The organism is Mesorhizobium sp. M0074 (assembly GCF_040322975.1).
Lineage (GTDB): Bacteria > Pseudomonadota > Alphaproteobacteria > Rhizobiales > Rhizobiaceae > Mesorhizobium.
Genome location: NZ_JAMYUM010000004.1, coordinates 140,047 through 152,728, shown reverse-complemented (window position 1 = coordinate 152,728; position 12,682 = coordinate 140,047). Strand labels below are relative to the sequence as shown.

At 64.8% G+C, this 12,682-nt stretch carries 10 protein-coding genes; 6 read left to right on the top strand and 4 right to left on the bottom strand.

Going from position 1 to position 12,682, the window contains the following annotated elements; all coding sequences use genetic code 11:
• Positions 1-17 precede the first annotated feature (17 nt).
• Together NKJ73_RS07635 and NKJ73_RS07630 are read left to right on the top strand one after the other, a co-directional pair.
• Complete coding sequence (locus NKJ73_RS07635; RefSeq protein WP_352568996.1) at positions 18-464, top strand: FixH family protein; 447 nt, start codon at positions 18-20, stop codon at positions 462-464.
• A 7-nt stretch (positions 465-471) separates the two neighbouring features.
• Positions 472-1,671 carry a cytochrome-c peroxidase gene (locus NKJ73_RS07630; protein WP_352568905.1) on the top strand — a complete coding sequence of 400 codons (1,200 nt, stop codon included), beginning with the start codon at positions 472-474 and terminating at the stop codon, positions 1,669-1,671.
• Between the two features lie 237 nt (positions 1,672-1,908).
• Here the strand turns inward: NKJ73_RS07630 and NKJ73_RS07625 are convergent, their stop codons facing one another.
• On the bottom strand, positions 1,909-2,361 hold the full coding sequence (locus tag NKJ73_RS07625) for an Lrp/AsnC family transcriptional regulator (RefSeq protein ID WP_352568904.1): 453 nt from the start codon (positions 2,359-2,361) through the stop codon (positions 1,909-1,911).
• A 162-nt stretch (positions 2,362-2,523) separates the two neighbouring features.
• Here NKJ73_RS07625 and putA point away from each other — a divergent pair, with 162 nt between their 5' ends.
• A complete protein-coding gene (gene putA, locus NKJ73_RS07620; protein WP_352568903.1) occupies positions 2,524-6,135 on the top strand; it encodes a bifunctional proline dehydrogenase/L-glutamate gamma-semialdehyde dehydrogenase PutA in 3,612 nt (1,203 codons plus the stop codon).
• Between the two features lie 169 nt (positions 6,136-6,304).
• On the opposite strand, the gene NKJ73_RS07615 is transcribed toward putA, so the two are convergent.
• Genes NKJ73_RS07615 through NKJ73_RS07605 form a run of 3 tightly spaced genes read right to left on the bottom strand, consistent with a single transcriptional unit; the run spans position 6,305 to position 10,284 of the window.
• Complete coding sequence (locus tag NKJ73_RS07615) at positions 6,305-7,585, bottom strand: energy transducer TonB family protein (protein WP_352568902.1); 1,281 nt, start codon at positions 7,583-7,585, stop codon at positions 6,305-6,307.
• A gap of 48 nt (positions 7,586-7,633) precedes the next feature.
• Positions 7,634-8,065, bottom strand: a complete 432-nt coding sequence (locus tag NKJ73_RS07610; protein WP_352568901.1) for a hypothetical protein — start codon at positions 8,063-8,065, stop codon at positions 7,634-7,636.
• Between the two features lie 5 nt (positions 8,066-8,070).
• Entirely contained in the window at positions 8,071-10,284 is a 2,214-nt protein-coding gene (locus NKJ73_RS07605; protein WP_502905366.1) for a TonB-dependent hemoglobin/transferrin/lactoferrin family receptor, read from the bottom strand.
• A 201-nt stretch (positions 10,285-10,485) separates the two neighbouring features.
• Between NKJ73_RS07605 and hemP the strand changes: the two genes are divergently transcribed.
• Genes hemP through NKJ73_RS07590 form a run of 3 tightly spaced genes read left to right on the top strand, consistent with a single transcriptional unit; the run spans position 10,486 to position 12,680 of the window.
• Positions 10,486-10,692 (top strand): hemin uptake protein HemP, encoded by a 207-nt coding sequence (gene hemP, locus NKJ73_RS07600; protein ID WP_352568899.1) that lies wholly within the window; start codon positions 10,486-10,488, stop codon positions 10,690-10,692.
• Between the two features lie 9 nt (positions 10,693-10,701).
• Positions 10,702-11,760: a hemin-degrading factor gene (locus tag NKJ73_RS07595; RefSeq protein WP_352568898.1), complete on the top strand. Its 1,059-nt coding sequence runs from the start codon at positions 10,702-10,704 to the stop codon at positions 11,758-11,760.
• 11 nt (positions 11,761-11,771) lie between these two features.
• Positions 11,772-12,680: a heme/hemin ABC transporter substrate-binding protein gene (locus NKJ73_RS07590; protein WP_352568897.1), complete on the top strand. Its 909-nt coding sequence runs from the start codon at positions 11,772-11,774 to the stop codon at positions 12,678-12,680.
• Positions 12,681-12,682: the final 2 nt, after the last annotated feature.

Genomic DNA, 12,682 nt, shown 5'->3' with positions numbered 1-12,682 from the left:
GCAGAACAGGAATGGGTTTGGCATCGTTATGGCGTTATCTTCTTGGAGGCCTCGGCCTGGCTGCCTTGCTCGCCGGCGTGCTGGCAATCGTCTATCTGACGGCGCCGCGTGCGCCGCAACCAAGCTCGGATGTCGGCCGTTCCAAGACGACGGCGAACAAGCTGTTCGCGGCGACTTTCGAGCCCGAGAAAGGCGTCATCCGGCAGGGCGAACTGGAATCCTGGCTGCTCACGCTCAAAACCGTCGAGGGTGCGCCGGTGGAAGGTGCTGCGATAACGATTTCCGGCGGCATGCCGCAGCACAAGCACGGTCTGCCGACCAGCCCGCAGGCGACCGATTACCTCGGCGCGGGGCGCTATCGCATCGACGGGGTCAAATTCACGATGAGCGGGTGGTGGCAATTGCATTTTGCCATTTCCGCTGCGGCCGGTTCGGACACTGTCGTCTTCAATGTGGTGCTGTGAGCCATAGATGAGCCGGTTTCCCAGTCTTCTCGCGTTGGTGGTGGTGGCCGTGCTTGCCGGCTGCGGCAGACCGGAGTTTTCCGATGCCGAAAAGCAGACCATCGCCTCACTGGCCCTGTCCAAGCTGCCGCCGCTGAAGCCCGATACCACCAATCGCGTCGCCGATGTGCCGGCCGCCGCGGCACTCGGCTCGACGCTGTTTTTCGACACCGGGATGAGCGGCGACGGCACGGTATCGTGCTCGACCTGCCACAAGATCGACCGGCAGTTCCAGGACGACCTGCCGCAAGCGGTCGGCGTCGGCCGCACCAACCGTCGTACCATGCCGTTGGCCGGCGTCGCGCATGATCCCTGGTTCTTCTGGGACGGGCGGCGCGACAGCCTGTGGGCGCAAGCGCTGACACCGCTCGAAAATCCGCTGGAGCAGGCCGGCAACCGCGCCGCCTTCGCACATTACATCAAGGCCCGCTTCGGCGAGCGCTACGAGCGCATCTTCGGGCCGCTGCCTGACCTTTCGGGCGTGCCGGCCAATGCCGGCCCGTTCGGCACCGATGCCGAGAAGGCGGCCTGGAACGCCATGCCCGCCAGCCAAGCCGAGGAGGTCAACCGCGTCTTTGCCAATATCGGCAAGGCGATCGCCGCCTTCGAGCGCTCGATCGCGCCGCCGCAGACACGCTTCGACCGCTTTGCCCTCGACCTGGCTGCGGGCGCCGAGCCGAAAGGCGACGCCGCCTTTTCGTCGGAGGAAATCCTCGGCCTGAAATTGTTCATCGGCAAGGCCAATTGCGTGACCTGCCACAACGGCCCGCGTTTTACCGACGGCAGCTTCCACAATACCGGCGTGCCGCCGGTCGCGGGCCTGCCGCCGGATCGCGGCCGCGTCGAGGCGGTGGCGCAGGTCGAGGCCGATCCGTTCAACTGTTTCGGCGCCTTTCGCGACGGCGATGCCAGCGCCTGCCGCGAGTTGCGCTTCATGGTCAAGACCGGGCCGGAACTCGTCCGCGCCTACAAGACGCCGTCGCTGCGCGGTGCCGCCACCCGTCCGCCCTACATGCATGCCGGGCAGTTTTCCTCGCTCGACGAGGTGGTGGCGCATTATTCCAAGGCGCCGGCAAGTGTCGAGGGTGTGTCAGAGGTCCACCCGCTGCAGCTTTCGGACCACGAGCGCGCGGCGCTGGTGGCGTTTTTGAAGACACTGGCGGAGTGACGTTGGGTTTGCCGGGACGTGAAGATAGATTTCGACTTTCCCGACTTGAAGCAAATTAAAAAGGTGGCAATCACAAAGCCTCGAGATTAGCTGAGACATCTCTCCACTTCGTCATCCCAGGGTCTGCGCCGCGTCGCTTCGCTCCTTGCTCCGCCCTGGGATGACGAAGGGATGGTGGGGATAGGCTAGTCGCCAGCGTTGGATCGGCCGCTGATATCGGTCTGTATGCAGAGATACTCACCGATCCTTCACCGTCTCCATCGCGACAAACGTCGAGGTCTGGGCTACGTGCGGCAGGGCGGAGATGCGCTCGCCAAGCACGCGGCGGTAGGCGGCGATGTCGGTGGTGCGGACCTTCAGCAGATAGTCGAAGCTCGATGCCATCATGTGGCACTGCTCGATCTCCGGCACCGCCTGCACGGCGCGGTTGAAGGCGTCGAGCGCGGCCGAGCGGGTGTCGGACAGTTTCACCTGGACGAAGGCGACATGGCCTTCGCCCATGCGCTCACGGTCGATGATCGCCTGGTAGCCCCTGATGAAGCCGTCCTTCTCCAGCCGTTTGACTCGTGCCTGCACCGGCGTCTTCGACAGGCCGACTTTAGCCGCCAGGTCCGACATGGAAAGCCGGCCATTGCTGCCCAGAGCCGACAGGATGTTCCTGTCGATCCGGTCCAATTGGTCTTCTGTCACTGGATTCCTGGTCGAATTGGAGGTGATCAGTCCTAATGATAGATCGATCGATCTGTTCTGTCGACTTCTTTGGACCGACTGCAATCCCTACTTATGTTAGCTTGCGCCGTTCGGTCCGGTGACCGCCGGCCCGCTCCCTTATGCTCGCTCTACAGGACCGCCATGCCAGCGCTCGACACCATCCGCCAGCAGATCCGTGCTAATTATTTGCCCGACGAAGACCAGGCGGTGAAGCGGCTGGCCGAGGCGGCCGGGCTGTCCGCGCAAGACCGCAAGGCGATTTCGGCCCGTGCCGCCGATCTAGTGCGGGCGGTGCGCGGCTCGTCCGATCCGCGGCTGATGGAGGTCTTCCTGTCCGCCTATGGCCTCTCGACCAAGGAGGGCGTGGCGCTGATGTGCCTGGCCGAGGCGCTGCTGCGCGTGCCCGACACCGAGACGATGGACGACCTCATCGCCGACAAGATCGCGCCGCACGACTGGTCGGCGCATTCGGGCGGCTCGAGCTCGATCTTCATCAATGCATCGACCTGGGCGCTGATGCTGACCGGCCGCGTGCTCGACGAAGGCGAGGGCGGCATCGAAGGCACGCTGCGCGCCATGGTGCGCCGGCTCGGCGAGCCGGTCATCCGCAAGGCGGTCGCGGCGGCCATGCGCGAGATGGGCGAGCAGTTCGTGCTTGGCCGCACGATCGCCGAGGCGGTCAAGCGCGGCCGGCCGATGACGCAGAAGGGCTATCTCTATTCTTTCGACATGCTGGGCGAGGCGGCCCGCACCGAGGCCGATGCGCTGCGCTACCTCAAGGCATATGCCGATGCGATCTCTTCGCTCGATGCCGGCGCCAACGGCCCCGACATCCGCCAGAACCACGGCATTTCGGTAAAACTGTCGGCGCTGCATCCGCGCTATGAAGTGACGCAGAAGGAAAAGATGCTGCCCGTCATGGCCGAGCGGCTTTGGTCGCTGGCGCTGGCGGCGCGCCATTCGCGCATGGGCCTCAACATCGACGCCGAGGAGGCCGACCGGCTCGACCTGTCGCTCGACGTCATCGAACGGGTACTGGCCGAGCCGGAGCTTGCCGGCTGGAACGGCTTTGGCGTCGTCGTCCAGGCCTACGGTCCGCGCGCGGCCTTCACCGTCGACTGGCTCTATGCGCTGGCGAAGAAATACGATCGCACCATCATGGTGCGGCTGGTCAAGGGCGCCTATTGGGACACCGAGATCAAGCGGGCTCAGACGCTCGGGCTCGACGGCTATCCGGTTTTTACCCGCAAAGCCAACACCGACGTCTCCTACCTGGCCTGCGCGAAGAAGCTTTTGTCGATGACCGACCGCATCTATCCGCAATTCGCCACCCACAACGCCCACACCGTCGCCGCCATCCTGTCGATGACGACGGAGCGCGATACATTCGAGTTCCAGCGGCTGCACGGCATGGGCGAAGCACTGCACGAGACGGTGCGCAAGGCCGAAGGCACGCGCTGCCGCATCTATGCGCCAGTCGGCGCTCATTCCGACCTGCTCGCCTATCTGGTCCGCCGGCTGCTCGAGAACGGCGCCAATTCCTCCTTTGTCCACCAGCTCACCGACGAGGAAGTCGAGCCGGAGGATATTGCTCGCGACCCGCTCGACACGGTGGAGAAACAAGGCCCCGCGGCCAATCCGGCGATCGTGCCGCCGTCGGCGATCTTTGGCCCCGGCCGGCGCAATTCCAAGGGCTTCGATATCACCGACACGCCGACGCTGGCGGCGATCGACAAGGCCAGGGCCGAGTTCGCCGGGCCGGACCGCTGGCACGCCAAGCCGGTCAGCCGCGCCGCCGGCTACGGCAAGCAGCGTCCGGTGGTCAATCCTGCGAAACCTTCGGAAGTGGTCGGCACGGTCAGCGAGGCCGGCGCCAAGCAGGTCGAGACCGCCGTGCGCATCGCCGTCGAGGCACAACCGGCATGGGCAAGACGCCCGGTCGCCGAGCGCGCTGCCATCCTCAACCGGGCGGCCGATCTCTACGAGGCGAACGCCGTCGAGTTCTTTGCGCTCGCCGCCCGCGAAGCCGGCAAGTCGCTCGCCGACGGCGTTGCCGAGGTGCGCGAGGCGGTCGATTTCCTGCGCTACTATGCGGCCGAGGCCGCCAATGCCGAGGCGGGCACCGAGGCGCGCGGCGCCATCGCCTGCATCTCGCCGTGGAATTTTCCGCTCGCCATCTTCACCGGCCAGATTGCAGCGGCACTCGTCACCGGCAATTCGGTGATCGCCAAGCCAGCCGAACAGACGCCGCTGATCGCCTTCCGCGCTGTCCAGCTGCTGCGCGAGGCCGGCGTGCCGGAAGACATCATCCAGCTTCTGCCCGGCGACGGCCCCACGGTCGGCGGCCCGCTGACCGCCGATCCGCGCATTGCCGGCGTCTGCTTCACCGGCTCGACCGAGGTCGCCAAGCTAATCGAAAAGCAGCTCGCCGACACCGCCGCGCCTGACGCCATGCTGATTGCCGAGACCGGCGGCCTCAACGCCATGATCGTCGATTCCACCGCACTTCCCGAACAGGCGGTGCGCGACATCCTCGCCTCCGCTTTCCAGAGCGCCGGCCAGCGCTGCTCGGCATTGCGCATTCTCTACGTGCAGAAGGACGTCGAGAAGAAGATGCTTGAGATGCTGAAAGGCGCGATGGAAGCGCTCAGCCTCGGCGACCCGTGGCGGATATCGACCGATGTCGGCCCGGTCATCGATGACGAGGCGCAAGCGTCGATCCGTGACTATTGCACCAAAATGGGCCTGCAGGGCCGGCTGATCGCCAAGCTCGAAGCGCCGAAGGACGGCCGCTTCGTTGCGCCGCACGTCTTTCGGGTCAAGGGCATCGAGGAGTTGGAGCGCGAGGTGTTCGGGCCGGTGCTGCATGTCGCCACCTTCGATGCCGACGAGATCGATGCGGTGATCGCTGCGATCAACCGCAAAGGCTATGGCCTGACCTTTGGCCTGCACACCCGCATCGAAGGCCGCGCCCAGCATTTCGTCGATGGCATCCATGCCGGCAACATCTACGTCAACCGCAACCAGATCGGCGCCGTCGTCGGCGCGCAGCCGTTCGGCGGCGAGGGCCTTTCCGGCACCGGGCCGAAGGCCGGTGGCCCACATTATCTCCGGCGCTTCCGCAAGGGGCCGGAAGCCGGCACCCATCTTGCCGAAGGCCGCAAGGTGACGGCGACCGAGCTCGCCGACAATCTGCCGGACCCGGCCTTTGGCGGCTGGTCGACGCGGCCGGATCGCGTCGCCATCCTGAGGAAACATCTGCGCGGCAAGGGTGCCGCGGCTATCGGCACTGCCGCCGGCATCGATTTCGGCCAGGTCGACCTGCCCGGGCCGACCGGCGAGGCCAACACGCTGTCGCTGTCGCCGCGCGGGCGCGTGCTGTGCCTCGGTCCCGACGCGGATACGCTGCTTGCGCAGACGATCCAGGCGCTGGCCGCCGGCAATGCCGTGCTCGCCGTCGCACCCGGCGCGCCGGCGGCACTTTCATCATTGACCGGCAAGGGCCTGCCGCTGGCGGCGATCGACGGCCGGCCGGACCCGGTCGAAGCGCGCTCGCTGCGGGTCGATGTCGTGGCCTTTTCCGGCACGCCCGAGGCCGCGCGCATCGTGCGCAAGGTCATCGCCGAGCGCGCCGGCCCGATCGTGCCGCTGATCAGCGAAGTCTATTATCCGGCCGCCTACGCCCACGAGCGCGCAGTCTGCGTCGACACCACGGCGGCGGGCGGCAATGCCAGCCTGCTGGCCGCGGCCTGAGGGTTTCGCCAGGGCTCGCGTGTCGCGGGCAGGGCAAATCGCTTGGGGTTGCGCTGTCCCTCACCCTTACCCTCTCGCTGTGAAGAACGGGGAGAGGGGTCGCCAGCGTTGCGTCCACGCCCCTTCTCCCCGGGGCGGCGCCGACTTTGATGCCTGATGAGAGCGATAGCTATCTGATACCGAGCGGCACTTCGAACTGCCAGGCCGAGCGACCGGCTCCGTCTGGAATAGGGGGAAAGGGAGAAGCCCGGCGGACTGCGTCGAGTGCGGCCTTGTCCAGCGCGGCAACACCCGAACTGCCCGTCAGCCTGGCCGACCGGACGCTGCCGTTCGAGCCGACGGTAAAGGCAACCGTAGCTGTGCCGGTGGCGCGCGTGCGTGTCGAATTGAAGGCCCGCACCAGTTTTGACCTGATCTTGCCGGGATAGTTCGTGACGGCTGCATTGCCGATGCCTGATTTGCCGCCCCTGCTGGCGGTCAGGATCTTGCCGTCCTTCCTGGCGTCGGCCATGCCGCGCGCGACATCCGTTTCGTCACGGCCGCCGGAGCCGGCTTTTTTCTTCTTGGTGTCGGCTTTGGCCGCAGCCTTGCCCGCCTTCTTGCGCAGGGCCGGCTTTTCAGGCTCGTTTGGTTCGACCTTCCTGGCCGGCTTGCTCTTTGCGGTTGCCTTCTTCGGCTGCCTGGGCTCAGGCTTGTTCGGCCTCGGTTCTTCCGCCGCGACGACGGTCTCGGCCGTCTCAACCGTTTCGGCCGGCGCCGGGTCGGCTGGTGCCGGTGCGCTTGTCTCGGCAGGCTCGGCCGTTTCGGCCGCGCTGACTGGCGGCGGCACGGCATTGTCGTCGGCAGGCACCAGCCTGTCGGTCGCAAGAACGTCGGGCGATGGGTCCTGGCGCGCCGGCTGGACAGGTTGCGCAGGCTCAGTCCGGTCGGCAACGGCAGCGGTTTCCATGGCGGCCTCGTTGACCGGCTCAACCACTTCTTTGTCCGATGTCTCCGCCGCATCGGTGACCGGCTGGAGCGTCTCCTCTGCCGCGGCCGCCTGCGCCTCGACCGTTTCGACCGGCTTGGCGTCGAGCATGGTCACCATCGTCACGTTGGCCACTTCCGGATCGTCTCCGACATCGCCGGCCGCCTGCTGCGGGTCGGCGCCGAGCAGCATTTCGCCTTGCTGGTCGGCACCTTCGATGCTTGGCCGGTCGTCCGGCAGCGTGAGGAAGGCCAGCGCCACCGCCACGTGGAATGCGCAAGAGCAGGCGATCGCCACCGTCCAGTTGCGGCGCCGCCGCGTCTGTCGTGCCTGCCGCAATGGCTCCATAGGTACCGCAGTCAAGTCGCCGTCGGCATCGGCGATGTAACTGTCTTCCGGCCTGTCGCGCGGCGAAACACGCAGCGCCCCGCGCGGGATGGCGAAATCCGGATCGTCCGGTTCCGGCGGCAGGAAACCGGCCAATGGCCACGCGACGGGGTTTCGTGCGAATGCGGGTTCCGGTCCCAAAATTCAGACCCCGAAGGCGATGCCGGTCCTGGTCTGCGTCTTCAGCCCGCGCATGCAGGCATTCGGCTCGGCGCCGGCGCATTCCGTGGCGCTGTTGATCAACACGCGGCTGACCTTGCCGCAATCCGTGCCGGCAAGATCGAAACGCGTCACCTTGGTCTTGCCTGCCGGCAGCTCCTTGAAATCGAGTACCGTCAGCCGGTCGACAACGCCGGCCCCGTTGAACAGCGCGATCTCGAACGCCGCCTTGGAAAGACCGGCGCCGAGATTGTTGGTGACCACGAAGGTAAGGCGGCAGCCCTTGTCGGAAGGCTGCGCGCCATTGAGCTCGAGGATCAGCGCCGGTGCTTGCTGCTGTGTCCATGCCGGAGCCGCCGCAAGCAATATTGCCAGCACCGCGGCGAACAGACGAAGGGATGCCGTCATGCCTGTCATTGTCGTCAGCCTCCAAACCTCATCGTCGCCGCCAGCTTCAGGGTGACGCCGGGCTCGTAGACGACGCTCGTCGTCGATGCGTTCAGCGGGTTGGCGTATTTGACGTCGAACAGATTGTCGGCGCGGAAATCGACCTTGAAATTGTCGGTCGCCTGGTAGCTGGCGAAGGCATTGACCAGTGTATAGTCCTTGGCCACCGGGTTGCCCTGCGGCTTGCCGTTGTACTGCACCTCGCCGCCGATGGTCAGCCTGTCCTCGAGGAAGCGAAAGCCGAGTTGCCCGGTGATCTGGGAGGAGGGGACGGTGACAAGGTCTGCCCGTTCGCCTTCATAGGAAATCGTGTGGCCATCGGTGAACGACGCCGAAAGCCCGGCAAAGCCCCAGGCGGCATCATAGACGCCCTCCATCTCGAAGCCGTGGATCCTGGCCTTGGCGAAATTCTGATACTGGAAGCAGATCGGTATGCCCGGACCGAACGGGCAGCCGCTGGTCGGGTCGAACGGCGAGAGCGTCACGCCGTCGATGTAATCGTCGACATTGTTGTTGAAATAGGCCGCCTTCAGCCGCAGCGCGTCGTCGGCCTCAATGACGCCGTTGGTACTGTAATTGACGCCGAATTCCACGGTCTTGCCGGTTTCAGGCTTGAGATCGGGATTGGGGAGGAACGGGAAGCTGACGCCGGCCGGATGATTGCCGCTGATCAGGGTCTCCGACAGCGACGGAGAACGGTAGCCTTCCGCATAGGTGCCGTAGAATTGCAGGCCGGAAAGGCTGGCGGTTTCGAAGGGCGAAATGCCCACTGTGATGCGTGGCGACAGCCGGTCGCCAGAGGTTTCGCCGACATCACTGTCGAGCTTGTAGCTGTCGTAACGCAGCCCGGCGATGACCTCGAGCCAGTCCCAGGTGAGCTTGTCCTGAACGTAAGCGCCGGAGACGTTCCTGTTGCCCGAGGGCGTATAGAAGCTGTCGCCGCCCGCCGTGCCGCCTGTCTCGACATCGTCGCCAACCCAGTCGCCGCCATAGGTCAGCTCATGCGCGATTCCAACGGTCTCGAATCTCGACGTGTTCCAAATGTCGATGCCGGAGGTGCCGATGTCGAACGTCGATTTCGAACCCGCCGGCAAAACCACGGGCAGACCGGTGACCGGATCAAACCGGTTTTGCGCGACAAGGGCCGTCAGATCGAGCTTGGTCTTGTTGTAGGACGCGTTGATGTGGAGGTCGAGCCAGCTCTTGTCTTCGTCGGTGATGTTGTAGCGGGCCGTGAAGGTATTCGCCTTCAGGTCGGCGTCGTTCACCGGCGCGCTGCCGCTGGTCTCGGTCCATCCGTCGTTCGAGCCGATCCAGCCCAGCTTCAGCTCGCTGTTTTCGCTGGGGCGGATGGTCGTCTTGAGGAGGCCGCTCAAGACGTCGAAGCCGGTGCCCGCTACAGTGTCGCCGCCGCCATGCTTGTAGTCGTCATAGTCGCGGTAGACGATATTGCCGAGCACGTCCCAGTTCTCGTTGATCCGATAGGCGCCGGTGGCGCTGGTGGTCCAGCCTTTGCCGTTGGTTTCGTAGCGCCCAGTTGCGGATACCGCCCAGGTCTCGTCCGGCTTGAGGAAATCCTGCGCATCCTTGGTGTCGAAAAATACGACGCCGCCGATCGCCCCGGAGCCATAGGTGTTGGCGACCGGGCCGCGGATCACATCGACGGATTTGATCAATTCGGGATCGATGTAGAAGGTCGATTGCGTACCGTGATCCGAGCGCTGGAAATTCTGGCGGGCGCCGTCGACGATGACGGAGACGCGGCCGAAATCCTGCAGGCCGCGGATGTTGATGCTGGAACTGACACGCCTTGCGTCGGCCTGGACGGCGACACCCGGCACACCGAACAGCATTTCGTTGGGCGTCGTCGCCATGCGGCGCTCGAGCTGTTCCTCGTCGACATGGCTGGCTGAAGCAAGCGACTCGATCGCCGTCTCGCCGGTACGGCTGAGGATCAGGATCTTGTCGAGCAGTGTGGTACCCGCCGGGGCCGGCTTTACCTTTTCGGGCTGTTGAGACGGGTCAGTCTGCTGCTGGTCGGCTGCCGGTTGGGCGGCCTGCTGGGCGCCGGCCGGTGTGGCGAGCAGCGGGATCGCCGCCGCGCCGGCCAGCAACGCGGCCATTTTGCTTGTCATAGAACAATGTGTCAGGCCGCTGCCCGCCAGCCGTCCCCAATTCGCCAACCCCATGCTGCAGCTCCAAGAATCCATGTTCGATGCTGGCTGGCTTGGGGCTCGCTGGCATTTTTCATCGTGTCCGGCGTCTTAAATGTTGACTCATTTACTCCGGTATTGCACTGCTAGATAACATGATCATTCGAGTCAAGAATTGAATCGGCATTTCACGCAGGCGCCGAGCCAGATGCCAGGCACAGGAAAGGGATCGAACCCATGAACACGCACAATCCCAGCGACTTTCGCTATCGCGTCCGCCGTTCCGACGAAAATTCCGCCCGTTTCGACAGGGTCCAATCGGCAGTGAGAACGCTGTCCAGCAACACGCTGTTCCAGGGCGAGCACGAGATCGGCATCGAGCACCACGGTGCGCTGTACCGGCTGAAGATCACCCGGCAGGGCAAGCTCATCCTCAACAAGTAGGTGGTAGAAATGGACCAGCGCGTAAAACCCGCCCCGCACGAGATCCGGCGGGCACGGGCAGACAATCCGAAAATGCGCGAGCGCGACCTCGCCGCCCAGCTCGGTATTTCGGAGGCCGAACTGGTCGCCGCGCATTGCGGCGACGGCGTCGTGCGCGTCGAGCCGCGTGTCAACGACCTTTTGACTGGCCTCGAAGCTGTCGGTGAGGTGATGGCGCTGACCCGCAACGAAAGCGCGGTGCACGAGAAGATCGGCGTCTACGACAAGGTCGTCACCGGTAATCACAATGCCATGGTGCTCGGCGAAAATATCGACCTGCGTATTTTCCCAAAAGTCTGGGCGCACGGCTTTGCCGTGGAAAAGCGCGATGGCGCCGACATCCGCCGCAGCCTGCAGTTCTTCGACACCGCAGGCGAGGCGGTACACAAGGTGCATCTCAGGCCAGCCTCCAACCTCTACGCCTATCAGAAACTGGTGGCCGGGCTGGAATCGCCGAACCAAGAGCCGACGGTGGCGATTTCAGCGGGCACGGCTGACGAGACCGAGACTGCGGACAACCCGGCGAGCGTCGACGATCTGCGCGACCGCTGGAGCCAGCTGACCGACGTGCACCAGTTCTTCGGCATGCTGAAGACACTGAAGATCAGCCGCCGACAGGCGGTGCGAATGGTCGGCCAGGACTACGCCTGGCTGGTCGACAAGGATGCGGTGAACGCCATGTTCAACCACGCCGCTGCTGGCGCCATGCCGATCATGTGCTTTGTCGGCAATCGCGGCTGCATCCAGATCCATTCCGGCCCGGTCGCCTCGATCAAGCCGATGGGACCATGGCTCAACGTGCTCGACCAGACCTTCCATCTGCACCTGCGGACCGACCACATCGATGAGGTCTGGGCCGTGCGCAAGCCGACCAAGGACGGCTATGTCACGTCGCTCGAAGTCTATGGCGCCGACGGCAAGATGATCATCCAGTTCTTCGGTAAGCGGCATGAAGGCGAAAGCGAGCGCGAAGACTGGCGCTTTCTGGCCGAAAACCTGCCGCGTATCCCAAGCCCGACCGCAGCCTGAGGAAAACGACGATGGTTCTTTTTTCCAGGCTGGCATCGGTCTCCAGGTCGGCGCCTGGTCCTGCGGCGGCTGTTTTTCTGGCGTTCGCCGCGCTGATGCCGGCTCAAGCCGCCGAGGGCATCGCGACTTTCGCCGACCGCTCGAGGATCGTTGCCATCGGCGGCTCGATCACCGAGATCGTCTACGCGCTCGGTGAACAGGATCGTCTTGTCGCGCGCGATTCGACCAGCCGCTATCCGCAAGCGGCGGCGGAACTGCCTGATGTCGGCTACATGCGCCAGCTGTCGCCGGAGGGTGTGCTGTCGGTCAATCCGTCGGGCATATTGGCCCTGCACGGCAGCGGACCGAAGGAAGCCGTCGACGTCTTGAAGAAATCAAGCATCCCGTTCGTCGAGGTGCCCGAGCGCTATGATAATCAAGGCATTCTCGAAAAGATCCACATCGTCGGCAAGGCGCTCGGCACCGAGGCCATGGCCGATGCGCTGGCGGCCCAGATAGACGCCAGGCTGAAGGCAGCCGAAAAGCAGACCGCCTCGATCAAGGATCGCAAGCGCGTCCTGTTCGTGCTGTCGATGCAGGGCGGCAAGCTGCTTGCCGCCGGCAGCGACACCGCCGCCGACGGCATCATCAAGCTTTCGGGCGGCATCAACGCCGTCGACGGCTTTGCCGGCTACAAGCAATTGTCGGACGAGGCAGTCATCACCGCCAGGCCCGACGTGATCCTGATGATGAACAATGCCGGACCGGCCACCGCGGATGACGAATTGTTTTCGAACCCTGCCGTGGCTTCGACGCCGGCGGGTGCCGCCCGCAAGCTGATCCGCATGGACGGCGGCTATCTGCTCGGCTTCGGCCCGCGCACGGCCGACGCCATCCACGATCTCGCCGTCTCGCTCTATGGCGGCCAGGTCACGGATTGAGC

What these genes read in the sequence shown, in the direction of transcription:
- NKJ73_RS07590 (WP_352568897.1), top strand. Translation starts at nt 11,772, where the DNA reads ATGGTTCTTTTTTCCAGGCTGGCATCGGTCTCCAGGTCGGCGCCTGGT.
- NKJ73_RS07610 (WP_352568901.1), bottom strand. Translation starts at nt 8,065, where the DNA reads ATGACAGGCATGACGGCATCCCTTCGTCTGTTCGCCGCGGTGCTGGCA.
- NKJ73_RS07605 (WP_502905366.1), bottom strand. Translation starts at nt 10,284, where the DNA reads ATGGGGTTGGCGAATTGGGGACGGCTGGCGGGCAGCGGCCTGACACAT.
- putA (WP_352568903.1), top strand. Translation starts at nt 2,524, where the DNA reads ATGCCAGCGCTCGACACCATCCGCCAGCAGATCCGTGCTAATTATTTG.
- hemP (WP_352568899.1), top strand. Translation starts at nt 10,486, where the DNA reads ATGAACACGCACAATCCCAGCGACTTTCGCTATCGCGTCCGCCGTTCC.
- NKJ73_RS07630 (WP_352568905.1), top strand. Translation starts at nt 472, where the DNA reads ATGAGCCGGTTTCCCAGTCTTCTCGCGTTGGTGGTGGTGGCCGTGCTT.
- NKJ73_RS07595 (WP_352568898.1), top strand. Translation starts at nt 10,702, where the DNA reads ATGGACCAGCGCGTAAAACCCGCCCCGCACGAGATCCGGCGGGCACGG.